The organism is Clostridioides sp. ES-S-0123-01, assembly GCF_020658415.1.
In the GTDB taxonomy this organism is placed as follows: Bacteria; Bacillota; Clostridia; order Peptostreptococcales; family Peptostreptococcaceae; genus Clostridioides.
Genome location: NZ_JACVWD010000005.1, coordinates 360631 through 387132 on the forward strand (window position 1 = coordinate 360631; position 26502 = coordinate 387132).

Here is a 26502-nt window from a genome sequence, read left to right on the forward strand (position 1 = left end):
AGAGTAAACCCTAACACCATGTGAGAGTCAATATAAAAAGGAGATAGAAGCATATAATTAAAAGGATAATACATTTTTTGAATGAAGCATAACACCAGTAATAAGACAATCTTCATCAATATCAAAGGTATCTGTATGAAGAGGAGAATTAATATTTTTTCCCTGATTTGCACAACCAAGGTGATAAAAAACACCTTCACAATATTCCAAAAAATATGAAAAATCTTCAGCACCAAGAGTAGGTGTATCTTTAATCAAAATATTTTCTTTTCCAAATAATTCTACTGCATTTTGTTTAACATAATCTACAAGAGAATTTGAATTTATAAGGGAAGGATAACCTTCTTCAATTTCAACATCAATATTTCCACCAAATGTTTTGCAAGTAAAATCACAAACTTCTCTAATTCGTTTTTTTGAAAAATCTCTGGTTTCCTGCGTTAAAGTCCTTAAGGTTCCTTTTATAACAACTTTATCGCAAACTATATTTTCTTTAATTCCGCCTTCAATTTTTCCTAAAGAAATAACTACAGAATCAGTGGGGTTTGTATTTCGACTGACAATTGTCTGCAAAGCAGTTATGATATGAGCAGAGATAACTATAGCATCAACACCTTGATGAGGATAAGCTCCATGGCATTTTGAGCCATATACAGTTATACAAAGTGTATCTGTTGATGCATTTAAAGTATTGTATTTTAGTTCAATTAAACTTTTATCAATATTGGGATTTACATGAAGACCAAATATATAATTTACATCTGGGTTTTTCATACATCCATCTTCTATCATAAGTTTAGCGCCACCAATAGTTTCTTCAGCAGGTTGGAAAAAAAACTTTACATTTACATTTAAATAATCCTTTAATTTAAATAGTATATTACAAGTGCCAAGTAAAATAGCAGTATGTGCATCATGGCCACATGCATGCATTTTACCTAAATTAATGGATTTATAAGGAAGATTGAGTTTTTCTGTTATAGGTAAAGCATCTATATCAGCTCTTATAGCAATTGTCTCAAAGTTTGGATTTACATTTATATATGCAGTTACTCCTGTGTGATTTTCATATTCAATGTAACTTATACCTATTTCATCTAAATATTTAATAATTTTTTTCTTAGTTTGAAATTCTTCTAAGCCAAGTTCTGGAGTTTTGTGTAAATCTCTTCTAATATCTATAACCCAATCATTTATATCATGGCAAAGAGCTTTAATATTAATAATAAAACACATCCTAACTATATTAAAATTAAAAATTTATTTTTCTTCATTATTATAATTATATTATTCTATATAAAACATTATTCTGTATCAAGTATAAATAAAATGTCTTATAATTATAGTAGAGATGTTTAGCATAAATTAGAATATATCATTTTAGAAGAAGAGGTGTTTAGATGTTAGGAGTAATTGCGCCTTCTGGACCATTGAGAAATATAAGTCTAGGAGAAATAAAATTTAATTTGGAGAAGTATGGTTATAAAGTTAAATTTTCTGAAAGTTGTGGACTAAATTATAAAGGTTATTTAGCTGGGAATGATGATATTAGAGTAAGAGATATAGAAGAGATGTTCTTAGATGAAGAAGTAGATATAATTATGTGTTTAAGAGGAGGTTATGGAACAACAAGAATACTAGATAAAATAAATTACGAAATAATAAAACAAAATCCTAAACCATTTATAGGTTTTTCTGATATAACAGGTTTAAATCTAGCTTTTTATAAAAATTGTGGTCTTTTACCATATCATGGAATAATGGCAGCGAATGTAGCTAAATGGGATGAATTTACTTATAAATCTCTAGTAGATGCTTTAGAATTTAAAGATGAGTTATACTTAGAAAATCCAAAAGAAGAAAAGATTTATACTGTATGTGAAGGCAAAGCAGAGGGAATAATAATGGGAGGAAACTTATCTCTAATAATTTCTACAATAGGAACTAAATATGAAATAGATGCAAAGGATAAAATTTTATTCATTGAAGAAATTGGAGAATGTCAATATAAATTAGACAGGATGTTAACTCAATTGTATTCTTCAGGAAAACTGGATGAATGTAATGGTATAATTTTTGGAGATTTTAAAGACTGTATCAAAGAAGAAGATTTAATAGAACTATTGGAGGAATTTGCGCAGAAGGTTAATAAGCCAGCTATATATAATCTACAATCTGGGCACTGTATACCAATGATAACTATTCCTTTAGGAAGAATGTGTGAATTAGATGCAACAGAAAAAATGGTTAAATTAAAAAAATAGTGTATATATAAATATATTAGAAGTATGGTATAATCTTATACAAGTAAAAATTTAGCTAGGAGGATAAAAAATGTCTGATGATAGAATAATTGACTTTAACGAATTAAAAAACAAAGTTAAAGATTCTGATGTAGATAAATTTGAGCAATACATATATAACTTATATTTTTCTGTTATGGATGGAAAGATGTCGATGGCTGAATTTTCAAGAAAAATATTTGATTATATGAAAGATAATGACATATCTCAAGAAAAGTTTATGAAAATACAAAAACAGTTCATGGAAAGATATGGTATGGACACTGAAGAAGTAGAAAAACAACTTAGAAACTTTGGAATCGACCCTTCTACAGCAGGTTTTATGAGTAATAATACTTCCAGCAAAGTATCTACAGAAGATTTAGAATCGTTTAAAAAGAGTGCAGGATTTTATGAGAAATATGGTGAAAAAATTCAACCTAAGAGTTGTATAACAACATTCATAAAAAATGATTTAAATGATATTAATGTAATAATAGATCAAGAAAAAATAATGCTTTGTAGTGACAAAAAAATAAATCTTATGGACTCAGAATTAAATGAGTTTTTATTAGAATATAAGAATATGTTTAATAAAAAGATAAAAGTAGTTATGTGTGAAACTACAAATAAATACGATTATTAAAAAGTAAATTTAACTATTGAAGCGGTATGGTTGATTAGTATTATGTAAAAAATAGAAATCGCAATTTAATTTCTCCTACAGAAGATGTATAGAAGAATATTTAAATTGCGATTTCTATATTTATATACTTTAGTTATGTTAAATTAATTGTATTAAGTAATATTTGTATAGAACAATCTTATTATCAAAGTTGTATCCCTATATAAATCTATAAAGTATTTATTATAAGCTAATTTCCTTTAATACCTTAATTCCATTTTGAAGCATACTATTAAAAAATACTAGGTTTAAAATCTCTGCAGGATGAACATTAGGAATGTCATAAGTGTCTACTAAATTCATAGGAACAACTATATTTTTTTCGATATTATATTGATTAAAATAAGATTTTAGAGTTATTGCAAATTGATATATACATATATCTGTGCAATCACCAACTATAATTATATTGTCTATCCCATCAAAGTCTAAATTTTCTAGTGCGAAAAATCCATTAGTAGAGTTTTTAGGGAAAACTTGTAGATTTTTTATAGACTTAAGTTCGTCAACTAGTTCACTTTCCACATCACTTTCTAAACAGTGAACAGGATAACTTAAAAGTTCTATAGATTTAGGTGTATGACAATCAGTAAATGCAATTACTTTATTTAGTTTATTTGATATTTTTTTTGCGAAAATTTCAATTGGTTTTATCAAAGATTCTACTCTGGGAGAGTATAAGGCACCTTGTTTTGCAAAACCATTATTGACATCAATTATAAATAAAACTGTTTTACTCAAATCGTAATTTTCTATTTTTTCTATTGGTAAATTATCCAAATTACTTTTTAAAGCTTCAAGTTCATTTAATAAGTTATCCATAAGTATACCTCCAAGCTAAATTTAATAAAATTGTACATATTAATCATATAAAAGTCAAGGAGTATAAACTACTATATAACTAGCTATATTGCTTTGATTGTAAAAGGTTTAAAGCTATATCTGGATAGTTAGTAAAAATACCATCTACATTAAGAGATAGGCAATGTAGCATATCTTCTTCTTCATTTACAGTATACACATTGACACCTAGTAAATTTTTGTGACAAAGTTCAACTAGAGATTCATTTACTAAAATTAAAGGAGGGTGAAGATAGCTATTTCCTAGAAATTTAGCAAATTCAACTACATTATTTATAGGTAAGTAGCATAATAAAGCTGTTTTTATACTGGGTTCTAACTTATGAAAATTTTTTAAGCTATTACTATTAAAACTAGATATAAGAACTCTGTTTTTCATATTATACTTTAAAATAAGTTTCAAAACATCTTTTTCTATATTAGTGTAATTTACTTTGTCAGTTTTTAGTTCTATATTTAAGATAAGGTCTGTAGGCGAAATTAAGATTAAGACTTCTTCTAAAGTTGGAATTTTACATTCTTTATTGTTTTGGTAACCCTCAAAGGATGAGTTCAATGTTTTTAGTTTTCTTAAAGTAAGGTCTTTTACAAAACCATGTCCATTAAAAGTTCTATCAACCGTTTCATCATGAATAACTACAATTTTTCCATCTTTAGTCTTGTGAACATCAAGTTCTATTCCGTATATATCCATATCTAAGCATTTTTTAAAAGCGAGAATAGTGTTTTCTGGATATTTTCCACTAAAACCTCTGTGAGCATAAATGTTCATTTGTAAAGCTCCTTTCAATAAATATAACTTATTCTTATAAAATTTTAATTAATATAATATATCATATTCTAAACAATATAATTATACATTAATTAAATAACAATTTATAATTTATATATTATATAAATGTAAGAAAATAAAATCATATCTGTGTTATAATATATTTTAAACATTATAAATATTACGAATTTAATAGTCATAATATATAAGTATAAGTTTATGCAAGCTCATGTGTTTAGAGCTTGCATATATATTATTAATATATTTCTGTATTTAAAAAAATGAAATTCCAAAAGAATTTTTTCTATAGATTTAGTAGTAAGGGGGAATTTTGATATGTATGAAGTTAATTTAGAACGAGCTATGAATTATTGGATGGATTTGTTAGATGATTATACCAATCTAGCAAAAATTCCAAATGATTTTTTTTATAAAGATTGTTCTGACGAAGTTGTAGATGAAATTTTTAAGATTGATATTGAAAAACATGAGAAACTAATTCAATATTCTAAAATGAATAATATAAGCATAAGTTCTATTATAGAAACTATCTATGGACTTATATTACAAAAGTATACATATGAAGATGATGTAGTTTTTGGAAAAACAATAAATATAATTCCTATAAGAGTTAAGGTTCGACAAAGCGAAAAGTTTATAGATGTTGTAAAAAATTTAAAAAGGCAATGGAGTAGGTCTTTAGAATATGGATACTATTTATTATCAGATATAGAGAATAAAAATCATCTGAATACTAAACTTATAAATACAATATTTGTAGCTAAAAGTTTTGATTTATCATATGACTATGACATAGAAAAAAAAGGATATGATTTATCTGTAATAGTTTATACTAAAAGGGCATTAAAAATAAAAATAAAATATAAGCCATCTATATACAAAAGAGAAACTATTAGAAGGATATTAAATCAATTTGATTATATAATAGAGCAGATAATAAGGAATAATAACATTTTAATAGAAGATTTAGAATTTGTATGTAAGAAAGAAGAAAGAATATTATTGAAAGATTTTAATGATAATCAATGTGAGATACCATATGACAGAAGTTATATTGATTTATTTAGGGAACAAGTTGAGAGAACACCTAATAATGTAGCTGCCAGAGATGAAAATAGAAATTTGACATATAGAGAACTTGATGAGTTAACTGATAGACTTGCAGGTTATTTAAATTATATAGGGGTAAAAAGTGAAGATATAGTAGCTGTAATGTTGCCAAGAGACATTAATATAATTGTTACAGCCATAGGAATTATGAAATCAGGAGGAGCATTCTTCCCGATAGACACAAGTAATCCAGAAGAAAGATTAAATTACCTTCTTGAAGATAGTAATGCAAAAGTAGTAATAACTACAGACGAACTTAGATGTAAGGTTATAAATGAAAACACAATAGTAATTGATATAAATGATGAAGATATATTTAAAATTAGATATGACTTAACTGAAAAAATAACACCATCAAACTGTGCATATACAATATCTACATCAGGGTCAACTGGTAGACCAAAGACTATAGCTATAGAGCATAAGAGTTTAGTAAACATGTGTTATTATAGTATAGAAGCTATAAGTGCTACAGAAAGTGATATATGTGGGATATATTTAAGTTTTAGTTTTGATGCTGTAATGAAACAACTATTTCCATATCTATTGATGGGTGCTTCAATAAACATTATGCCAGAAGAAGCAAAATTTGATGAATATACAGTAAATGAGTATTGTGAGGAAAATGATATAACTATATTAGCATTACCAACAGCGTTTGCAAGATTATTTATACAAAACTGTAACAACAGTTCACTTAGGATTGTGCAGACAGGAGGAGAAAGATTAAAAGGATATAGAAAACGTAACTATGAGTTATATAATGAGTATGGACCAACAGAATTTACTGTTGTATCAACTTCTTTTCATGTGGATAAAGAGTATGGGAAAATACCAATAGGTAAGCCAATCTTTAATACTTATGCATATGTATTAGATAAAAAAAATAAACTATGCCCAATTGGAGTTCTAGGAGAACTCTGTCTATCAGGAATCCAAATATCAAGAGGCTATTTAAATAAAAAAGGTTTAACAGAGCAAGTATTTGTAGAAAATCCTTACAAAACTTGTGAACATAATAAATTAATGTATAGAACTGGTGATTTGGTAAGATGGCTAGATGATGGAAATTTGGATTATATTGGTAGGATGGATAATCAAGTAAAAATTGATGAATTTAGAATAGAGCTGTATGAGATTGAAAACATAATAAACAATATTACAGAAATTAAAAGTGTTGTTTGTATCTCAAGAACAAATGAGGATGGAGATATGTATATATGTGCATATTATGTGATTGATGATGAGGATAGTGAAAAAATAAATGACATAACAGTTAGAGAATATTTAAATGAGCATTTACCTCCATACATGATTCCAACAATAATAATGAGGATAGATAAAATACCAGTTACACCAATTGGAAAAGTAAATAAAAGGGCATTGCCAGAGTGATTTTGTATTATGACAGGTGTTATAAAGGAACTATAGAAGTTTCTTTATGACACCTATTTTCAAGAATGAATCAATTGACATAAAAGAAAGAATTTTCTGTACATTTTTACTGTGGTGAAAATCTGTTTATAAGGATGATTATTGTATTTTTTATACTTTTCCGCATTTTAAAGTGTTTTTATAACAAATTTAATTTTAATATAAAAAAAATTTTTATTTTTTATCTTAATCCTTTTTAGTATAATCGAAAAATAAAAAGAAAATTAGCATAAAAATATCTAAAAATAGAAATTAATAATATGGGATTAAATTTTAGTAGTTTTTACTCGCTATTTGTAAAATAATAAAAAGTTAAGTTTTATATGTATATATGTTATAATATATACAAACTGAAAAGGGGTGAAAATTTTATGAACAAAAAATTACCTAAGGGAGCTTATGGTGAGGTTAGTGGAAAAGATTACGTTCCATACATCACAGATAAGTCCAGAACCGGTGGAAATGTAGCTGTATTGATTATCGGTATCATTTTAGCTGCCATTTTTGCCGCATCTACAACTTATTCTGGAATGAAAGCTGGTCTTACAGTTGCAGCAGGTATTCCAGGAGCTATAATAGGTTCTGCTTTTGTTGGAGCATTTGCTCGCCAAAAGGGTATTCTTGGTAAGAACTTAATCCAAGGTATGTCAAGTGGTGGGGAATCTGTTGCAAGTGGATTCATTTTCGTATTACCAGCAGTTATCTTAATTGGAAGCCAAATCACATTTTTAGAAGGCTTAGCTGTTGGAGTTGGTGGTGTTTTATTTGGTATAGGAGTTGCAGCAATAGTTCACAATTATTTAATAATTGAAGAACATGGTAAACTTATGTACCCAGAATCAATGGCTATATCTGAAACACTTGTTGCTTCAGAGGCTGGTGGAGACTCAATTAAATACATGGGAATTGGATTTGTAATAAGTGGATTTATCACTGTATTAACTGGTTCATTCTTAAATGTAGCAAACAATGTAATGAGTCTTGTAGGAAGTAAATTCTACAAATGGAAATTTGATATTGAAGTAAACCCTCTACTTTTAGGAATTGGGTTTATAGTAGGGCTTGAAGTTTCTTTAACAATGTTTGCAGGAAGTATCTTATCAAACTTTGGTATTGCACCTTTAATAGGTTACTTTACTGATATGGCTAAAGATGGAGCTATGGTATGGAATAATCCTGCAATGCCTCTTAACCAAATGGATGTTGGAGCTATATCTAGTAGTTATGTAAAATATATAGGTGCTGGTATGATGCTTTGTGGAGGTATTATTGGTGCAATAAAACTTATCCCAACTATAATCGCTTCTATAAAAGAAACACTTAAAGCTAAATCAAGTACTGGAGATGCAGAAGAAGGTTCATCTATACAAATGATACTTTTATTAGGTGGAGTAGTAGTTGGGTTCTTAGCAGCGTTCTTGATTTCTGGTAATATTGCTATGGCAATTATTGGAGCTATCATATCTCTTTTATTATCTTTATTATTCGTCATAGTAGCTGGACGTTTAACAGGAACAATAGGAACATCAAATCTTCCAGTTTCTGGTATGACTATAGCTTCTTTAGTTATTGTAACATTAGTATTTGTTATAATGGGATGGACTGATTTAGAAGCTAATAAATCATTACTTTTATTTGGGTCATTTATAGTTGTTGCTATTGCTATAGCTGGAGGATATACTCAATCTCAAAAAGTAACTTACATCATTGGTGGTAGCAAAAATGAAATGCAACGTTACTTCACAGTTGCAAGTATAGTTGGTGTTATAGTTGTTGTAGGAGTAATCTTATTACTTTCTGACCAACTTAAAGCCACTGGTGATAATGTACAATTTGCATTACCACAAGCAAACTTAATGTCAACATTAACTTCTGGTATTATGTCAGGTAGTTTACCTTGGGTTATGATTATTGTTGGAGTATTTATGGCAATTGTGTTATATGCATTAAACTTACCAATAATGACTATAGCTATAGGATTCTATTTACCAATAGCAACAACTTCTATAATATTAGTTGGAGCATTAATTCGTTTATTTGTTGAACTAGTATCTAAATCTGAAAAAGAAAAAGAAGCTAAAGTTTCTAATGGTATAAGTTTATCTTCTGGTCTTGTTGCAGGTGGATCTATCATTGGTTTAATAGGTATAATATTACAAGTAACTGGAGTTATAACTCCAAAAGTACCAAGTGGTTTTGCTGCTACAAATTCAATGGCAATTGCTTTATTAATAGTTTTAGTTGTACTTACAACATTACCTATCATTTTATCTAAAGTAAAAAATAATGAGCAAGAGTAATGATGTTTTAGATATTGTATTTAAAATTACTGATGGACTTGAATATGAAGTAGATGAAAATGGTATTGTAACTATACTTGAAAAACAGGACCATAAGATTCAAAAGTTTTTTAGAAAGTTAAAAGCTAGAATACCTAAATATAAAAAAATAGAGCTAGATGAATATTCTAGTTTTGTATTTTTACAAATTGATGGTCAAAAGACTGTTAGGGAAATAGGTGAAAACTTAGAATCTAAATATGGAGAAGAATCTCATCCACTTTATGAAAGGTTATTGGTTTTTTTAAATCATATTGATGTCAATTGTCACTATGTTGAAAGAATGGATATAGACTTATAATAAAGAATTATTATAGGATATATCAGAATATAAAAATTAGAAGATAGTTAAAAAAGAGCTATATGTTTTTAAAGACATATAGCTCTTTTAAATATTTATAACTTATAAACTTAAAGTAAAGGTTATTAAACTTAGATGTTTTAATATTATTTATTATTAGCTATTTCGTCAGCTAAATTATTTAGATATTCCCATCTTTCATATTTGTACTCAAGTTCTTTTTCCAATTTTGATTTTTCATCTAAAATTTCTTGAAGTTTAGTAAAATCAGTTGCAAATTTTGAAGTACTTTCATCAAGTTTTGCAATTTTAGATTCAAGTTTTTCTATGTCAGAATCAATATTTTCAAACTCTCTTTGCTCATTGTATGAGAATTTAAGTTTTTTATCATTTTTAGGTTTTTCTTTTTTTGGAGCAGTTGAATCATCATTTTTAAGTGATTCTTTTTTAGATTCTTCAAATTCAATTCCTTGAATCTCTCTATAAATAAGATAGTCACTATAATTACCTGTATAAATATGAATTTTTCCATTTCCTTCATATGCAAATATTTTATTACAGATTCTATCTAGGAAATATCTATCATGTGATACTGTAATTACTACACCTTTAAATTCATCAAGATATTCTTCTAATATTTTTAGTGTTTCTATATCTAAGTCGTTTGTAGGCTCATCCAAAAGAAGTACATTAGGAGCTGTCATAAGAATTCTAAGAAGGTGTAGTCTTCTTCTCTCACCACCAGACAGTTTGCCTATCAAAGTATACTGCATGGTACCATTAAAAAGGAATCTTTCACACATTTGAGAAGCTGTAATCCTAGTACCATCAGAAGTTTCTATATAATCACTAGCTTCTTTTACATAGTCTATAGCCCTTATGCCAATGTTCATATGAGAATCATCTTGAGAAAAGCAACCTATTTTTACAGTTTCTCCAATTGAGATATATCCACTATCAGGGGCTAATTTCCCATTTATTATGTTTATTAGAGTTGATTTACCCATACCATTTTTACCTATTATGCCAATTCTATCTGTACGTGCTAAAGTATATTCTAAATTATCTATAACTGTAACTTCTTCAAAAGATTTAGATATATTGTGTATTTCTATTATTTTATTTCCAAGCCTACTTGAGGCAACCGATATATCAATATTTTCATCAGGTTTGAAAGAGTCTCTATTTACAAGTTCATCAAATCTTTGTAGACGAGCTTTTTGTTTTGTGCTACGAGCTTGAGCTCCACGTCTAACCCATGCAAGTTCTGTTCTAATTAAATTTTGTCGTTTATCCTCAATACTTGATTCTAATGCAAGTCTTTCCATTTTCTTTTCTAAAAATATTGAATAATTACCATCATAGCTAAATAATCTACCTTTGTCTAATTCAATTATTCTATTTGTAACACGGTCTAAAAAATATCTATCATGAGTTATCATAAGCAATGAACCTTTTCTTGAATTTAGGTATTCTTCAAGCCAATCGATGGTATCATTATCTAGATGGTTTGTTGGTTCATCTAGTATTAAAAGCTCACAAGGAGTAATAAGAGCTGAGGCTAGAGAAACTCTTTTTCTTTGACCACCAGAAAGTTCTATTATTTTTTGATTGAAATCATTTATACCAAGCTTTGTAAGTACAGATTTGGCTTCGCTTTCTAAATCCCAAAGGTTTAAAGCATCTATCTTCTCATGCATGGATAATAATTTTTTATTTAGTTCATCTGTAAAGTTAGAATTAAGTTTTTCTAAAGTTTCTTGGTATTTACCAAGGAGTTTTAATTCTTCTGAAGTTCCATTAAATACTTGTTCTAGAACAGTTGAATTTTCATCATAAGTTGGGTTTTGAGGAAGATATTCTACTCTAATACCATTAGCCTTTGTTATATTGCCAGTTTCACTTTCTTCAGTTCCTGCAATAATTTTAAGTAAAGTAGATTTACCAGTACCATTTACACCAATAAGTCCTATTTTTTCTCCATCATTGATACCAAGAGATATATTTTCAAGTAATTTTTTTTCAGAATAGCTTTTACTTATATTTTCCAATGTCATTAAATTCATATAATTCACCTTTATTTCTAATCTATTATTTTTCAAAATGTTGGTAGTCTGGGTTTTTCCAATATCCACCCCAACTCCAACCTCTGCTTACAAAAGCATTATAACAATCATCACCCTTTTTTATCATTCCAAATTTTAAAGCAGACCTATCTGCATAAACAGTGCTTACCTTAGGGCTAACATTGTCTCCAGAAACATGTGGGTTTTGTAATGGATTTATATCTATAGCACGTCCTTTACCATGATTTGAGACAGTATTTGTACCAGCTACAGTTCTATAACAAAATGCAGATGTATTATTATCAGACATAGATTTTTCATCTACAGCATCATAATCATCTATTAATTTAATTTTTTCAATTGGATATTTTTTTTCATATAACTCTTTAAAAATATCGACAACTTCTGAAGCTAGTTCACTATTTACTATCATCTCACCTTGATGAGTTTTTTCATCAAATCCGTAGTAGGTAAGTTGCAAGTAAGATAAACTATCAAATCCTATAGGTTCATCAGAAGGCATAGATTTACCAATCATTTTGTTTTTTATGTTATCTGGTATTGAAGAATATGAAAAAGTGGGCTTAATGTTGTTATCTTCCTGTTTTTTAGTAGAGTTTTGATTATTTTTAGAATCCTCTGTTGTATTGTTTTTATCTTGCATAGTTTCTTGACTTTTTATATTATCTTCTTTGTTGGATTTAGAGAAAAATATCTCATATATAGATAGTAAGGCAAGAAATAATACAGTTATTACAATTGTTAGCTTTAATTTATTAATCTTCTTTCGTTTTGACTTTTTACTCATATTATCCCCCATGTTAGATTCATATAAACTATATATATTATACCTCATAAAAATAAACTAGGCTAACAATATTTAGTTAACCTAGGACATTTCATCTATAGTTTCTCCTATTATTTTTATACCAGTTTCAATATCTTCAAAAGAGAGTCTCGAAAATCCAAGTCTTAAAGTGTCAGAACCAAAGCCATTTGTAAAAAATAAATCTCCAGGCATGAAGAGAACATTTTTTTTGTAACATTTTTCTAATAGCTTTCTAGTATCTATATTCTTAAGTTTGATAAATATATGCAAACCACCATCACCTAAGATATATTCCGTTTGCATATATTTTTTTACACATTCATAGGCGAAGTTAAATTTATCCCCATAGAATTTACGTATTTTTTTTACGTATTTTTCAAATCCTCCATTACTTAAATAATCAAATAAAATACCTTGGTCTAAAAAAGATACATGTATATTTCTGCACCTTTTTACACTTTCTAACTTATCTATAACTTTTTTATCTGCAAAAATCCATCCAATTCTTATTCCAGGAAATAAAATTTTTGAAAAGCTACCAATATATACAACACCATTATTCATATTATCAAGAGAGCAAAGGGGAAATATATGAGAACTATTGTAGAGTAATTCTTCATTAAATCCATCTTCTATAATTGCTATATTGTATTTTTTCATAAGATTATAGAATCTATATCTATTTTCAGGGGTCATTACAATCCCTGTTGGGTTGTGATAAGAAGGTGTAATATATGCAAATTTTATTTTATTTTTGTACTCAATTAAACGATTTTCGAGCATATTGAAATCTAAACCATTTTCAGATATATCCACACCTAAAATATTGAGATTGTGTGACTTCATAATTTTTATAGCTGTGTTGTGAGTAGGATTTTCACAAATTATATAGTCTCCTTCTTGAGTGAAAGAGGACATAATAATATCAAAGCCTTCTGTAAATCCATTTGTAATTAATATATCTTTGTTATTAATATCAACGCCCTTATTTGTCATATATTCAAGCAAATAGTCAATAAGAGGTTTATAACCTTGTGCATATCCATAGTTAAGTAGTTTGTGACCTTCTAATGAGATTCTATTTAAAAAAGATTTTTTTAATTCCTCCATATCAAATAAATCTCCATCAGGAGATATACTTTTAAATGATATTAGGTTAGAGCTCCAAGGTATTTCGCTTTTTATAATATCTAATTCATTAGCTTTTTTAGAGTATGTATTCTCTAAACAATCCCAATTTAAAGACCATGTAGTGTTTGAAGATTTATTTTTTGAATTAACAAATGTACCTTTTCCTGAAACAGAGTAGATTAATCCCTCTGATTTTAGTTCTTCATAAGTTAAGACTATGGAATTTCTACTAACTTGTAAAAGCTGACTAAGCTCCCTTGTAGAAGGGAGCTTACTATTGTCTGGAATTAATCCTTTTGATATCATATCACTTATATAATTTTTAATTTGTATATAAATTGGTTCACTATCATTTAATCTTAGATTTGAAAATATCAAATTACCACCTCAAATTGTATTATCTAATTTAAAGAGTATTCTATAAGTTTATCTAATAATTGGCTATACTCAAGACCTTTAGCAGCGGCACTTCTAGGTATTAAACTAGTTTTAGTCATGCCAGGAAGAGTATTTAGCTCAAGAACATAAGGAATACCTTCACTTATAATCATATCAACTCTTACATATGCTTTGCAATTAAAAATTTTCCAACAAGTCTCAGAAATCTCATTTACTCTTTTTTGAAGTTCATCATCTAAATAAATAACTTCTTCTTTTGCTCCTTTTTCAAGTGAGTATTTAGCTTCATAATCAAAGAATCCTGAGTCTGATTTTATAGATATAGTAGGAAATACTTCGCCATTTAATATGAATGAAGTATATTCTCCACCTGGTATATATTTTTCAATCATTACAAACTCATCAACTTCTAAACCTTTACGAACTGCTTCTTCAACTTCATCTTTGGAATGGATGAAGAATGTAGCAACACTTGAACCTCCTGAATTTGGTTTTATAAATACTGGATAGCCTATTTTGTCTATCTCATCATAATTTATTTCATCAATTGATTTTACTAAAGCCCATGGAGCAGTAGGAAGGTCTGAATCTCTAAGCATTTTTTTAGTGATGTTTTTGTCCATACACATTCCACTACAAAGAGGTCCACATCCAGAATATGGTATATCCATAGTCTCAAGTACTGACTGAATGCATCCATCTTCACCAAATTTCCCATGTAGTGCTAGTACTGCAAAATCTGTATCTTCTGGTATTTTTGTAAATATATCTTTTTTATCATCTATTATCACCTTTACAACATCATATTTACTTTTATCAAGATTATTATATATTTCTTTTCCTGAATTTAAAGAAACTTCTCTCTCTGATGATATTCCACCCATTATAACTGCTATTTTCATATTATACACTCCTATTTTAAATTTTATTATTTTTAAATTAAATTTTTTAATTTACTTACTTAATTATATGAATTAATGGTTGATGATGAAAGTACCACTACATGTGAAGTTTATATTATGTGTGGTTTTAGAGTGATAATCTAACTTACAGATAGATTTGAATGATTTTTTAACTTTATTTATATCATTATTTTTGCTAAAATTAGTGGTATGAACTTAAGACTAGTCTTAGTGGCTATAAATCAAGGAGTGATAAAATTTGAAAGCAGAAATAATAAGTGTAGGAACAGAGATACTGTTGGGAGATATAGTAAATACAAATTCTCAATTTTTAGCTAAAGAACTTGCAGCATTGGGAATAGAAGTATACCATCAAAGTACAGTTGGAGATAATAAGCAAAGACTCTTAGAATGTTTTGATGAAAGCTTAAAAAGAAGTGATTTAGTAATTACTACAGGAGGTCTTGGACCAACTGGTGATGATATGACAAAAGAAACTGCAGCAGAGTATTTTGGACAGGAATTAGAATTACATAAACCATCATTAGAAGTCTTAGAATCATTCTTTGTTAAAACAGGAAAAAAAATGGCCGAAAATAATATGAAACAAGTATATTTTCCAAAGGATGCTATAGTATTAAAAAATAATAATGGAACAGCACCAGGAGCTATTTTAAAGAAAGATGATAAAAGTATAATAGTACTACCTGGACCTCCAAGAGAAATGAAGGCAATGTTTAATGAAAGTGTCAAACCTTACCTACAACAATTTACAAAGGAAATGCTAGTATCAAAAACTTTAAGATTGTATGGAATAGGGGAGTCAAACCTAGAATTGGAAATTTTAGATATAATTGATGAACAAACTAATCCAACAGTTGCTTTGTATGCAAAGGAATTAGAAGTTACAATAAGAATAACTGCAAAAGCTGAAAATGAAGAACAAGCTTTTGAATTTATAAGACCAGTAGAAGAAAAGATAAAGGACAGAGTAGGTAAATATGTATATACTGAAGGAGATATTTCAGTATCTGAAGGAGAGTCTGCATTAGAAGATGCTGTTTCTAAGCTTCTTGTAGAAAAAAACTTAACCATAGCAGTGGCTGAATCTTGTACTGGAGGTTTGGTATCTTCATCTCTTATAAACTACCCAGGAATATCTTCTGTATTTCTTGAAGGATGTGTAACATATTCTAATGAAGCCAAAATGAAAAGATTGGGAGTAAAAAAAGAAACTTTAGAAGACTTTGGAGCAGTAAGTGAACAAACAGCAATAGAAATGGCTGAGGGCGTTGCTAAAGGGCTTGGAGCTAATATAGGTATATCTACAACTGGAGTAGCTGGACCTGGTGGAGGAACTGAGGAAAAGCCTGTAGGGTTGGTTTATACTGCAATATATATAAATGGAAAAATAATAGTGAAAAGAAATATATTTAATGGAGATAGAAGAAAAATAAGATTGAGAGCTACTAGAGATTTACTTAATGAGTTGAGAATACAATTAGAAAAACTTTAAACTATTGTGATATTGATTATATTTAAAGTATTGGTATAATATAAAATCATTTTTGGAGGCTTTTAATTTATGATAAAACATATATTTTGTGATTTAGATGGAACTTTATATGAAAATGGAGCTATAACAAAAGAAGATATAGTAGCAATTGAGGAAATAGAAAAAAGAGGAGTACAGTTTAATGTTGCTACAGGTAGAGTTTTCAAACAGGCTCGTGATATTATCGAAGGGAGCTTAGATATGAATGGCTATTATATATGTGAAAATGGTGCATTTATACATGATAAAGATTATAATGTGATTTTTAAGCAAACTATAGATGATAAATTAGTAAAAAAAGTTATTGATAGATTTGAATCAACTGATGCACAATTGTATTTTAAATATAAAGGAGATGTAATTGTAGATAGTGACACAACAGCTTTTAGACATTATTCTAGCGATTTTATAGTGGACCCCGATTTTGAGAAAAGAGATAGTTTTGATAATCTTATAGGCAATATTGGTATATGCTCTGAAAATTTAGAAGAGTTGTCTAGAATAGAATTATATTTAAAAAGTGAGTTTAGTGAAGTGTTGGAAATATATTTTTCTAGTACTTATACTTTAAACATAGTTCCTAAAAGTGTATCAAAAAGAGGTAGCATAGAACATGTAATAAAAACTCTAAATGTAAGTCCAGATGAAGTTGCTACTATTGGAGATTCTCCAAATGATATTTGTATGTTAGAGGGATTTAAATATAGTTTTGTAATGTCAAAGGCAAGAGAAGAAGTAAAACAAAGTGCAAATTATGTAGTAGATAGTGTAAAAAGTGCTATAGATGCTATCATAAAAATAAACAGTTAGATATAAGATTGATGAGAAGTAATAAAAAATTAGTAAATTATTTTTGTTTGTTGATTTACTAATTAATCAATTTTATAAGGTATTACCTATTCAGTATAAAAAAATGACTGTTCAGTAGAATTATAAAACTAGATTTTATATTCTGTAGAGCAGTCATTTTGATTATATTAATTGTCAGTTTAAAATTCTTAAGTTAACCACAATTTGCTATATGGTATGATTTTATTGTATTAGCTAAAATAGAATCTAATATATAATTTATAACACTATTGCAAGTATACGCTGAAAATTTTAAATCATTCATATAGTCGCTTTTCTTTTTGTATTCATTGTAAAGTTTAACAAAAAATTTTTCAAATCCACTATTTATAGTATTACCTTTAATTTTAGATAAATCAACATCCTTTGCAAATGCTCCAAGTTCTCTTTCATAAGTAACATGTTTATTCAAACTATGCTTAAATTCCCAGCGTTCACTATGAGCTAAGCAGAAAAAATCGCATAAAAAGTGGCAGATAACACCAAGCTCTTGACTAAGTCTACTTACTGAAAAATATTTAGAAACACTGTCTATAGTAAGACTGCACAGATATTTTATTTTAGAAGCAATCATATTAAATGATTCATCCATATAATGTTTTTTTAATTTATATTTAGAAAAAGCATCTGGCTTTATATTACCATATATAAAATTTTTTTCGCTTATAAAGAATGTTTTATTTTCATCTATATTATTAAGTATCGATTTTGCCATAATAAAATGGGTATTCATTAACATATTTACACCTCGTATAGTTTATTAGACTTATTAAATATATTATTATGATATGATATTTATGATAAAAGTTTAATGGTAAATATATGAAATTAAGTCAATCACATTTATTTAAATAATTTCAACCATATTCATAATACCAGTAATTGGCGAAATTTACAATATGTAAATAATGTTAAGTTTTTATTTATCAAATTTAAAATTAAGTATTAGTATACTTTCTAATTAGCCTATTAGCCTTGGATTGAGAAATTTCAAGTTGTCTAGCTACTTTATAAGAACTACCAAATTTCTCATAAGCATCCAAAATTACATTTTTTTCATACTCCATAATCAAGGTGTCAAAGTTTTTGTTTTTATAATCAATATGTAGAGAATTATCTACATTGGTTGTGTATGTTGGAGGGTTATTTCCATAATTTACAATATTTACATTTTTAGTGAGTATACTTGGTAAATCGTCTGTTGTTATATGATTATCTCTACAAGTAAGTAAGATTTTTTGAATTATATTCTGTAACTCTCTTATATTACCTGGAAATCTGTAGTTTGCAATAATACTTATAGCTTCTTTTGAAATTGTCTTGTTTAGATTAAAGTCACTTGAATATCTATTAAAATAATATTTTATAATCTCTACTAAATTATCCTTTCTTTCTCTAAGTGGAGGGAGTTTTATTTCTATAACATTTAATCTATAATATAAATCTTCTCTAAATTTTTTTTCTTTTACTTTAGAAATTAAGTCAGCATTTGTAGCGGATATAATTCTTATGTCAACTTTTTTATTTTTTAAACTTCCGACTGGAGTAAAAGTCCTATCTTGTATCAATTGTAAAAATTTTGCTTGTAGATTTTGTGGTATATCACCTATTTCATCTAAAAAAAGAGTTCCTCCGTTAGCCAATTCTACAAGACCAACTTTACCTTTGGTACTTGCACCTGTAAAAGCACCTGAAGTATATCCAAAAAGTTCAGATTCAAGTAGTTGTGGAGATATGGTTGCACAGTTTATAGTTATAAATGGACCACTTGACCTGTTGCTATTGTGATGTATATATCTAGCAAGTGAACTCTTTCCTGTTCCAGATTCTCCTAATAATAGTACACTTACATCAGTTTTAGAAACATGGTTGACTGTATTCATAATAGGTCTCATAACTATGCCATCCATAATTACTGTATCTTCAATCCTAAGAGCGGTTCTATATAGTGTTTCCACTTCAGATTTGTATTTTTTTACTTGTTTTTTTGTATCTTCAAGTTTATTTTTTATATTATTAAGTTCGGTTATATCTCTACAATTTTCAACAGTGAATTCTAGCTCACCATTTTCATCAAATACAGGACTTGCAGTTATAATAAGTTTTTTTCCTGTTTGAGTATCTTGTTCAAGTGAAAATTTAGACTTTGTTCTCAATACTACTGGTATGGGGCTTTTTGTTGAATATCCAGATTCTTCTAAGAAAGAAACATTTTTTCCTAAAATATCTTCTTTTTTTAGACCATAATTTTCTTCAAATGCCTTATTACAATATATTATTATACCTTTATCATCAGATGCACATATTTCGTCATGAGAAGCCTCTAATATTTTTTTATAAAACTCTAAATCTAAATCCATTTTCCCTATTGTCCCCCTAAATTTTTAATGATATATTAAAATATATTTAATTTATTAAATATAATTAAAAGTATAATCTTTATATAATACATAAACTTCAGTCTATTTTAACTTTGAATAAGTTATATATAACTTATTTTACAATTAAAGCGAGTCTAAATCAACTTAAAATATACTTGAAATAACTATAGAAAAGTTGAAAAACTAGTAATATTGTTGCAAATTCTAAGTTTTTAGTGTCGATATAAATAAAATAAAAGTGGCATGGTTTTTGCTTGATAAAAATGATGTGTATTGACTAAATAATAGTAGAGGGGTATTTAAGATGGGAGAAAAAAGTAAAGGGTATGTATTTATAGCAACAGCAGGAATCTTATGGGCTACACTTGGGTTGTTTGGAAAGTTTCTGATGGGAAGTGGATTGACATCAGAACAAGTAGCATTTACAAGATTATTTTTTGGATTTATAGTTTTAGGTGTTTATTCAGCTATAAGAACACCACATATTTTGAAAATAAACAAAAGAGGAATTATTTATTCAGTAATAATAGGAATTATATGTCAAGCTATGTTTAATTTATGTTACTTTAAAGCTATTGATACTGTAGGTGTATCTGTAGCAGCAGTTTTATTGTATACATCGCCATTGTTTTTAGCTGTATTTTCAAAATTTTTTTATAAAGAGAGTATTACTAGAAGTAAAATATTTTCGCTGATTTTTTGCTTTATTGGAGCTATTATGGCAGTAACTGGTGGAAGTTTAAATTTTCAAAACTTAAGTACTATGGGATTATTGCTTGGAATATTATCTGCAATAGCGTATGCACTTATGCCAACTATTAGTAAGAATGCCTTAAAAGAATTTTCAAGTTCAACAATATTAGTTTACAGCTTTTTATTTGGAGCGATATTTATGATTCCTTCTGCTAGACCATGGGAAATATTAACCTATGCTAAAGATTTAAATATTTTATCTTGTATGTTGATGTTAGGGGTTGTTCCAGCGGCACTTGCATATATTTTTTATGCAGCAGGTATATCTAAAGGTGTAGAGTTATCTGTTGCAGGTGTTGTAGCATCAGTAGAATTAGTTGGCTCTGTTATAATTGGATGCACTATGCTAGGAGAAAGTTTTTCTATAGGAAAGCTGTTTGGAGTGATGTTAATGTTGATATCAGCTGTAATAGCACTTAATCTTTCTTATGATGGAATAAAAATTTTCTATAAGTCTAATAAATTAAAACAAACTGAGAAAACAGAAAGTATTTAAGAATATGTATTTTGTCCTTATATATTTATATAGGGGTATTTTTCATTGTAATTTTTAATATGAAATTTGCTTTGGAAACAATAAAATAACTATAGATAGATTTATGTTTATATAAAGCTATCTATAGCTATTATGTTATCTTTAATCATTTATTTAATCTTGAATAAATTTACAACCTTGATAGGAGTTGCGAGATTTTAATGTATCATCAATTTGATTTAAAATCTCCCATTTTTTTAAACTCCATAAAGGTCCAACCAGTTCATCTCTTTTACCATCGCCAGTAAGTCTATGAATTATCATAGTTTCAGGTAATATTTCTAGTTGGTCACAAACAAGATTAATGTATTCATCTTGGTTCATAAGAGTTAACATTCCATTTTGAAGCATTTTCTCCATAGGAGTATCTTTTATAACATGTAATAGATGTATTTTTATACCATCCACATTCATTTTGCCAACTGCCTTAGCAGTTTCCATCATCATATTATAATCTTCACCAGGTAGACCATTTATAATGTGTACAACTACTTTTATATTTTTAGCCTTTAATTTTTCAACACCTTCAACAAATGTTTTATAATCATGTCCTCTATTTATAATTTTAGATGTAGAATCATGAATTGTCTGAAGTCCAAGTTCAACCCATAGATTAGTTCTTTTATTAAGTTCAGATAGATAATCAACTACATCATCTGGTAAACAGTCAGGTCTTGTTGAGATTGAAAGGCCTATAACATCATCAAGAGATAGTATAGTTTCATATTTATCTTTTAAAACCTCAAGAGGTGCATAAGTATTTGTATAAGCTTGAAAGTAGCCAATATATTTAGCATGAGGCCATTTTTTTAACATCATTTCTCTTATATTATAAAATTGATTAATAAGATTATCCTTAGGATTTCCAGCAAAGTCGCCTGAACCTTCTTTACTGCAATAAGTACAACCACCATAGCCAATACTTCCGTCAATATTTGGGCAAGTAAATCCTGCATTTATTGATACTTTAAAGACTTTTTCTCCAAATGTATTTCTAAGGTAGTAATTCCAAGTATGATATCTTTTATTATCAAAAGCATATTTAAATTTATCCAAAGTAATCACCTATTTCTAATAAAATTGTACATTAAATTTGTACAAAAAACATATTACCACAAATAGGTGACTTAAACAAATTCTATTTTAAGTAATGAAGAATAAAGCAACAAAATAATTAATACTTTCTAGATTTGTTTCCAGAAAAAAATAGAGCAAGTCCAAATAATATTATAAAAAATGACATTATTGAGACTATAAATCTAGATAAAAATAGTGGTGACAATATAAGGCATATACCAAATAAAGTTTTAACTATATTCCAAGTTGTAAACTTAGAATATGGATTATTTTTACTATTTACAAACACTACGAGTTGATTAAAAATTAAATAAAAGCCCAAAAGTAATGAGAAAATACTCTGTATTTTTTGAGGAAATATAAAAAGTAGTATACATGTAATTATTAGAATCCATTGAACATTGGTAGATGGTTTAATTTCTTCTTTAGTAGCATATCTTTTTAACTCATTAATGTTTTTAAGATTTAAATATGCAAAGAATAAAAGTGCAACTCCAAAAGTCCAAGAAATTAATTTTATACCTAGAGTCTTAAACGTAAGGCACAAGAATCCCAATATAACAAGTAACACTCCCATTATCATAAATTTAGTAGCATTTTCCTTTTTATTAAAGTTATCAAAATTGATATTAAAATTTGTATACATAAAATCACCTCCAAAATCAATAGAACAATTATAACAGAAATTTATACTCAAATAAAGCCACATAGTATAAAAATAAAACTCTAGTTAGTAATTAATTAATAGGTTGTATCATAAACTCTTATTAATAGAATTATATAGGAGGAGGTTTGTCCATGACAAAATTATGGGCAATAATATTTGCATTATTGGCGGGTGGGTCTACTGCTCTTGAAGCTTTTATAAATGGAGAATTAGGTAAGAGTACAACAGCATTGGTTGCCACCTTTATAAGTTTGACTGTAGGAGCAATATTTTTTCTTGCAAGTATAATAGTTGCTGGAGATTTAAAATGTTTAGTATCTTTAAATGGTTTTAATTATAAGTTATTGCTAGGAGGAGTATTTGGAGGGCTAATAATATATTTTACAGTAAAAGCAATTCCAAACTTAGGGGTATCAAATACACTTATATTAACACTTGTATCTCAAGTTCTAATCGGTTTTTTTATTGATAGTGTGATTTTGGGACAAGAAACAATGCATTTATACAAATACATAGGGGTTATACTTTTAATTTTAGGTACATTCTTTATAGTAAACTAATGATTTAAAATACTATATAATTTGCTATATAACTTAAAAATTTGGTATAATTAGGATAGTAAGTAAAGTTAAAAGAAAGAGGTGTTAGGAATGGCTGATGAAAAATTTGTAATGTCATTTAGTGGTGGTAAAGATAGTATATTAGCATTAAATAGAATGTTGGAAAAAGGATATAAGCCTGTGGCACTCTTGACAACTATAAGTGAAGAACATGGAAAATCATGGACTCATAACTTAGAGCATAAGATGCTTAAACAAGTAAGTGATAGTATTGGGCTACCTCTGTTAGTTGCTGAATGTGGAGTAGAAGGATATGAAGAGAGTTTTGAGAGAGCTTTAATAAAAGCTAAAAACATGGGAGCAACAATATGTGCATATGGAGATATAGATATAGAAAGTCACAAAAAGTGGGACTCTGACAGATGTGATGCAGTTGGTATGAAGGTAGAACTACCATTGTGGCAAGAAAGTAGAGAGGAATTGGTATATGAATTTATAGATAGTGGATTTTGTAGTGTCATAACAAAAGTAAACTTAAAGCATTTAGGAGAGGAATTTCTAGGAAAAAAATTAACCAGAGAACTTGTGAAAAAGATAAAAGAAACAGGCTCAGACCCATGTGGAGAGCATGGAGAATATCATACATTTGTAGTAGATGGGCCAGTATTTAGAACTCCTGTAGAATATGAAGTAAAAGGAAATGTAATAAAAGATGGTTATGGTTATTTAGAAATAAAATAAGTACATAAATAAAATACCTATTATACAATCTTAATGTATGCAAAGTATTGATGTTTGCAAGATTGTATAATAGGTATTCTGTATTTTATATATTATTATTGCTACTTTTGTTTAAGCTATTTTTTTTAGACTAGAATCTAATGTAGAAAAATTCTTCTTTAAGAAAATTATTGATGCAATAAGGCATATAAATTCAGAAACAATAGTAGTCATCCATATTCCTTGACCACCAAACATTAGTATCATTACAATTAAACTTAGAGAGACGATTATAAGACCTCTACCAAGAGATATAACTGTAGAAATTGATGGTTTTTCTACTGAAACAAAGAATCCTGAAATTATTACATTAAATCCAACTAACAAGAATGATATAGAGAATATTTTAAATACACGAACCCCTTCATTGAATAATATAGTTTCTTCTGGGTGAATAAACAGAGAAACTATTGGTTCTGAAAAAGTCATACAGATTGCAAATACAGCTATTGAAGCTATTATTGTAGCTTTTACACCCATCTTCAATAATTTCTTTACATTATCTATGTTTCCTGCACCATAATAAAAACTAGTAAGTGGTTGCATACCCTGAGTGATACCCATCATAGTCATAAGAACCAATGTGTTTATATAGTTTATAACACTATAATAAATAAGCGCATTTTCTCCTATATATTTAGTAAGACTCAAGTTAAAAAGTAAAACAACTATACCGCAGCTTAATTCAGTAGTTGAATCAGGGAAACCTATAAAGAGAATTTTTCTAAGTGTCTTAAAATTAACCTTAAATTTAGAAAAATTCAAAGTTGAGTTTTTTCTAAAAAAGTGTATTAAGAAAAAAACAGTAGAAAAAACTTGAGACAAACCAGTCGCAATACCAGCACCCTTTACACCCCATCCAAACTCTATTACAAATAAATAATCTAGTATGATGTTTGTAAGGGCTGATATTATAACACCAACAGTAGCCAATATTGGGAATCCATCAGTTTTTATTATAACTTCTAAAGAATAGGAGACTATAAAGAAACCATTAAAAAATATTATTATTCCTAGGTAGTCTTTAACCATACCAATTGTAGATTCTGTGGCACCTAAAAATAATGCCAATCTATCTAAGTTAAAAAAGGTTACTGCCAATATAATTAATGATAGTATAATTATTGATACTAAATTAAATGAAAAAACTTCATTTGCAGATTTGATATCTTTTTTTCCTAGATAAATTGCGATTATAGTAGATGCACCAGTTGAAAATAACAAAGAAACCGCAAATATAAAATTAATAAAAGGCATAGATATATTAACAGCAGCTAAGGCTAATTCTCCAACTCCTTTACTTACAAATATTCCATCAACCATTGTATATAATGAGAAAACCCACATTGCAACTACAGATGGAGCTAAGTATTTAAAAAACCTTTTGCCCAAACTTATGTTTTCGTCTATAGATATTTTTGTATCCATTTATTATCACTCCTTGTAAAGCTATTATAAAAATTATGAAACTATTAATTAATAATTTTATTTATTACTAATATAGATGATAAACTATAGTATAGTACCAATGTCAACAGCAAATAGTAAATAATTATAAATTTTATTAAACAATAGTGATTTTAAATGTTTTATAAGTAAATTGTATTATCTATATTACTGACATTTAACTGACAAATAGAAAAAAAGTATTTTAACTGACCATCTAAGTGATACAGTTTTACCAAAATGCAATCCAAGAGTTAGCATCAGAAAAATTGGTATACCTATAAGGATATTTTTCTATTTTTCTAATAACAATTGTGCTTCTTGTTTTGTATAAAACTTAGAATTTGAATTATTTATTTTGCTTGGAGTTGCACCAATATTATTGGATATATTTTAAATGATTCAAAGCCTACAGCAATGTTAATTGAAAGTTTTTTCTGTGACAATAAAGAAGATTATTAGAGAACTAAAAAACTTGGATATGAAAGTATGGCCAAGTTAATTGTAGAAGGTATATTAAATAAGAGTATTGTAAATAATGATGTGAAGCAAATGTATAAACAATTGTTTATAGTGGTGATGATAAAGTATCAGCAGACATTTTAGGACTATATTACAAGAGAGTAAAAGAAAGTTATCTAGTTACAGATATAGAAGCCTATAAGCCACATTAAACACAAAATCTGTATGTAATTGGTGGAGTAACTTGCAATAAAATAAAAGAAATGAGTAAGATTATAGGAAAAAAATTCACTCAGATATATGAC

22 protein-coding genes are annotated in these 26502 nt (G+C 27.7%); 10 read left to right on the top strand and 12 right to left on the bottom strand.

Annotation, left to right across the window (positions count from 1 at the left end):
* Window positions 1-57 precede the first annotated feature (57 nt).
* On the bottom strand, window positions 58-1227 hold the full coding sequence (locus IC175_RS14090) for a M20 metallopeptidase family protein (RefSeq protein ID WP_227482277.1): 1170 nt from the start codon (window positions 1225-1227) through the stop codon (window positions 58-60).
* Between the two features lie 173 nt (window positions 1228-1400).
* Between IC175_RS14090 and IC175_RS14095 the strand changes: the two genes are divergently transcribed.
* The gene (locus tag IC175_RS14095) at window positions 1401-2264 is read left to right on the top strand and encodes a S66 peptidase family protein (protein ID WP_227434303.1); all 864 of its coding nucleotides are present in this window, start codon (window positions 1401-1403) and stop codon (window positions 2262-2264) included.
* Between the two features lie 70 nt (window positions 2265-2334).
* Window positions 2335-2928, top strand: a complete 594-nt coding sequence (locus IC175_RS14100; protein ID WP_227434304.1) for a DUF3867 domain-containing protein — start codon at window positions 2335-2337, stop codon at window positions 2926-2928.
* A 222-nt stretch (window positions 2929-3150) separates the two neighbouring features.
* On the opposite strand, the gene IC175_RS14105 is transcribed toward IC175_RS14100, so the two are convergent.
* Window positions 3151-3789 (bottom strand): isochorismatase family cysteine hydrolase, encoded by a 639-nt coding sequence (locus IC175_RS14105; protein ID WP_227482279.1) that lies wholly within the window; start codon window positions 3787-3789, stop codon window positions 3151-3153.
* Between the two features lie 79 nt (window positions 3790-3868).
* Window positions 3869-4600 carry a glycerophosphodiester phosphodiesterase gene (locus tag IC175_RS14110; RefSeq protein ID WP_227434306.1) on the bottom strand — a complete coding sequence of 244 codons (732 nt, stop codon included), beginning with the start codon at window positions 4598-4600 and terminating at the stop codon, window positions 3869-3871.
* 336 nt (window positions 4601-4936) lie between these two features.
* On the opposite strand from IC175_RS14110, the gene IC175_RS14115 reads away from it, so the two are divergent.
* The 3 genes from IC175_RS14115 to IC175_RS14125 all read left to right on the top strand — a co-directional run bounded on the left by IC175_RS14115 (window position 4937) and on the right by IC175_RS14125 (window position 9805).
* Window positions 4937-7126 (top strand): amino acid adenylation domain-containing protein, encoded by a 2190-nt coding sequence (locus IC175_RS14115; protein WP_227851645.1) that lies wholly within the window; start codon window positions 4937-4939, stop codon window positions 7124-7126.
* A 410-nt stretch (window positions 7127-7536) separates the two neighbouring features.
* Complete coding sequence (locus IC175_RS14120) at window positions 7537-9465, top strand: OPT family oligopeptide transporter (protein ID WP_227434308.1); 1929 nt, start codon at window positions 7537-7539, stop codon at window positions 9463-9465.
* The gene (locus IC175_RS14125; RefSeq protein WP_227434309.1) at window positions 9452-9805 is read left to right on the top strand and encodes a PqqD family protein; all 354 of its coding nucleotides are present in this window, start codon (window positions 9452-9454) and stop codon (window positions 9803-9805) included. The genes IC175_RS14120 and IC175_RS14125 overlap by 14 nt, the downstream gene beginning before the upstream one ends.
* Window positions 9806-9951: 146 nt before the next feature.
* Here IC175_RS14125 and IC175_RS14130 read toward each other — a convergent pair whose 3' ends face one another.
* The 4 genes from IC175_RS14130 to IC175_RS14145 form a co-directional block, all read right to left on the bottom strand.
* Window positions 9952-11871 (bottom strand): ABC-F family ATP-binding cassette domain-containing protein, encoded by a 1920-nt coding sequence (locus IC175_RS14130; RefSeq protein WP_227482282.1) that lies wholly within the window; start codon window positions 11869-11871, stop codon window positions 9952-9954.
* Window positions 11872-11896: 25 nt separating this feature from the next.
* The gene (locus IC175_RS14135) at window positions 11897-12679 is read right to left on the bottom strand and encodes a M15 family metallopeptidase (RefSeq protein ID WP_227851646.1); all 783 of its coding nucleotides are present in this window, start codon (window positions 12677-12679) and stop codon (window positions 11897-11899) included.
* Window positions 12680-12760: 81 nt separating this feature from the next.
* Complete coding sequence (locus IC175_RS14140) at window positions 12761-14209, bottom strand: PLP-dependent aminotransferase family protein (protein WP_227851647.1); 1449 nt, start codon at window positions 14207-14209, stop codon at window positions 12761-12763.
* A 23-nt stretch (window positions 14210-14232) separates the two neighbouring features.
* Complete coding sequence (locus IC175_RS14145; protein ID WP_227482284.1) at window positions 14233-15132, bottom strand: D-alanine--D-alanine ligase; 900 nt, start codon at window positions 15130-15132, stop codon at window positions 14233-14235.
* 259 nt (window positions 15133-15391) lie between these two features.
* On the opposite strand from IC175_RS14145, the gene IC175_RS14150 reads away from it, so the two are divergent.
* On the top strand, window positions 15392-16648 hold the full coding sequence (locus tag IC175_RS14150) for a competence/damage-inducible protein A (RefSeq protein WP_227845301.1): 1257 nt from the start codon (window positions 15392-15394) through the stop codon (window positions 16646-16648).
* Window positions 16649-16717: 69 nt separating this feature from the next.
* Complete coding sequence (locus IC175_RS14155; RefSeq protein WP_227434315.1) at window positions 16718-17497, top strand: HAD family hydrolase; 780 nt, start codon at window positions 16718-16720, stop codon at window positions 17495-17497.
* Window positions 17498-17690: 193 nt separating this feature from the next.
* On the opposite strand, the gene IC175_RS14160 is transcribed toward IC175_RS14155, so the two are convergent.
* On the bottom strand, window positions 17691-18275 hold the full coding sequence (locus tag IC175_RS14160; protein WP_227482286.1) for a zinc dependent phospholipase C family protein: 585 nt from the start codon (window positions 18273-18275) through the stop codon (window positions 17691-17693).
* Window positions 18276-18474: 199 nt separating this feature from the next.
* Entirely contained in the window at window positions 18475-19896 is a 1422-nt protein-coding gene (locus IC175_RS14165; protein ID WP_227434317.1) for a sigma-54 interaction domain-containing protein, read from the bottom strand.
* Between the two features lie 325 nt (window positions 19897-20221).
* Between IC175_RS14165 and IC175_RS14170 the strand changes: the two genes are divergently transcribed.
* Window positions 20222-21166, top strand: coding sequence for a DMT family transporter (locus IC175_RS14170; protein ID WP_227851648.1), 945 nt, complete (start codon window positions 20222-20224; stop codon window positions 21164-21166).
* Between the two features lie 153 nt (window positions 21167-21319).
* Here the strand turns inward: IC175_RS14170 and IC175_RS14175 are convergent, their stop codons facing one another.
* Both IC175_RS14175 and IC175_RS14180 read right to left on the bottom strand, forming a co-directional pair.
* Window positions 21320-22261 (bottom strand): TIGR01212 family radical SAM protein, encoded by a 942-nt coding sequence (locus tag IC175_RS14175; RefSeq protein WP_227836117.1) that lies wholly within the window; start codon window positions 22259-22261, stop codon window positions 21320-21322.
* A gap of 118 nt (window positions 22262-22379) precedes the next feature.
* Window positions 22380-22928 (bottom strand): DUF308 domain-containing protein, encoded by a 549-nt coding sequence (locus IC175_RS14180; RefSeq protein WP_227434320.1) that lies wholly within the window; start codon window positions 22926-22928, stop codon window positions 22380-22382.
* A 152-nt stretch (window positions 22929-23080) separates the two neighbouring features.
* Here IC175_RS14180 and IC175_RS14185 point away from each other — a divergent pair, with 152 nt between their 5' ends.
* Together IC175_RS14185 and IC175_RS14190 are read left to right on the top strand one after the other, a co-directional pair.
* On the top strand, window positions 23081-23509 hold the full coding sequence (locus tag IC175_RS14185) for a DMT family transporter (protein WP_227434321.1): 429 nt from the start codon (window positions 23081-23083) through the stop codon (window positions 23507-23509).
* A 90-nt stretch (window positions 23510-23599) separates the two neighbouring features.
* Window positions 23600-24250: a diphthine--ammonia ligase gene (locus IC175_RS14190; protein WP_227434322.1), complete on the top strand. Its 651-nt coding sequence runs from the start codon at window positions 23600-23602 to the stop codon at window positions 24248-24250.
* A gap of 111 nt (window positions 24251-24361) precedes the next feature.
* On the opposite strand, the gene IC175_RS14195 is transcribed toward IC175_RS14190, so the two are convergent.
* Complete coding sequence (locus IC175_RS14195) at window positions 24362-25717, bottom strand: MATE family efflux transporter (protein ID WP_227434323.1); 1356 nt, start codon at window positions 25715-25717, stop codon at window positions 24362-24364.
* Window positions 25718-26502: the final 785 nt, after the last annotated feature.

Coding starts and splice junctions, on each gene's coding strand:
- IC175_RS14095 (WP_227434303.1), top strand. CDS start 1,401: ATGTTAGGAGTAATTGCGCCTTCTGGACCATTGAGAAATATAAGTCTA.
- IC175_RS14100 (WP_227434304.1), top strand. CDS start 2,335: ATGTCTGATGATAGAATAATTGACTTTAACGAATTAAAAAACAAAGTT.
- IC175_RS14105 (WP_227482279.1), bottom strand. CDS start 3,789: ATGGATAACTTATTAAATGAACTTGAAGCTTTAAAAAGTAATTTGGAT.
- IC175_RS14110 (WP_227434306.1), bottom strand. CDS start 4,600: ATGAACATTTATGCTCACAGAGGTTTTAGTGGAAAATATCCAGAAAAC.
- IC175_RS14115 (WP_227851645.1), top strand. CDS start 4,937: ATGTATGAAGTTAATTTAGAACGAGCTATGAATTATTGGATGGATTTG.
- IC175_RS14120 (WP_227434308.1), top strand. CDS start 7,537: ATGAACAAAAAATTACCTAAGGGAGCTTATGGTGAGGTTAGTGGAAAA.
- IC175_RS14125 (WP_227434309.1), top strand. CDS start 9,452: ATGAGCAAGAGTAATGATGTTTTAGATATTGTATTTAAAATTACTGAT.
- IC175_RS14130 (WP_227482282.1), bottom strand. CDS start 11,871: ATGAATTTAATGACATTGGAAAATATAAGTAAAAGCTATTCTGAAAAA.
- IC175_RS14135 (WP_227851646.1), bottom strand. CDS start 12,679: ATGAGTAAAAAGTCAAAACGAAAGAAGATTAATAAATTAAAGCTAACA.
- IC175_RS14145 (WP_227482284.1), bottom strand. CDS start 15,132: ATGAAAATAGCAGTTATAATGGGTGGAATATCATCAGAGAGAGAAGTT.
- IC175_RS14155 (WP_227434315.1), top strand. CDS start 16,718: ATGATAAAACATATATTTTGTGATTTAGATGGAACTTTATATGAAAAT.
- IC175_RS14160 (WP_227482286.1), bottom strand. CDS start 18,275: ATGTTAATGAATACCCATTTTATTATGGCAAAATCGATACTTAATAAT.
- IC175_RS14165 (WP_227434317.1), bottom strand. CDS start 19,896: ATGGATTTAGATTTAGAGTTTTATAAAAAAATATTAGAGGCTTCTCAT.
- IC175_RS14170 (WP_227851648.1), top strand. CDS start 20,222: ATGGGAGAAAAAAGTAAAGGGTATGTATTTATAGCAACAGCAGGAATC.
- IC175_RS14180 (WP_227434320.1), bottom strand. CDS start 22,928: ATGTATACAAATTTTAATATCAATTTTGATAACTTTAATAAAAAGGAA.
- IC175_RS14185 (WP_227434321.1), top strand. CDS start 23,081: ATGACAAAATTATGGGCAATAATATTTGCATTATTGGCGGGTGGGTCT.
- IC175_RS14190 (WP_227434322.1), top strand. CDS start 23,600: ATGGCTGATGAAAAATTTGTAATGTCATTTAGTGGTGGTAAAGATAGT.
- IC175_RS14195 (WP_227434323.1), bottom strand. CDS start 25,717: ATGGATACAAAAATATCTATAGACGAAAACATAAGTTTGGGCAAAAGG.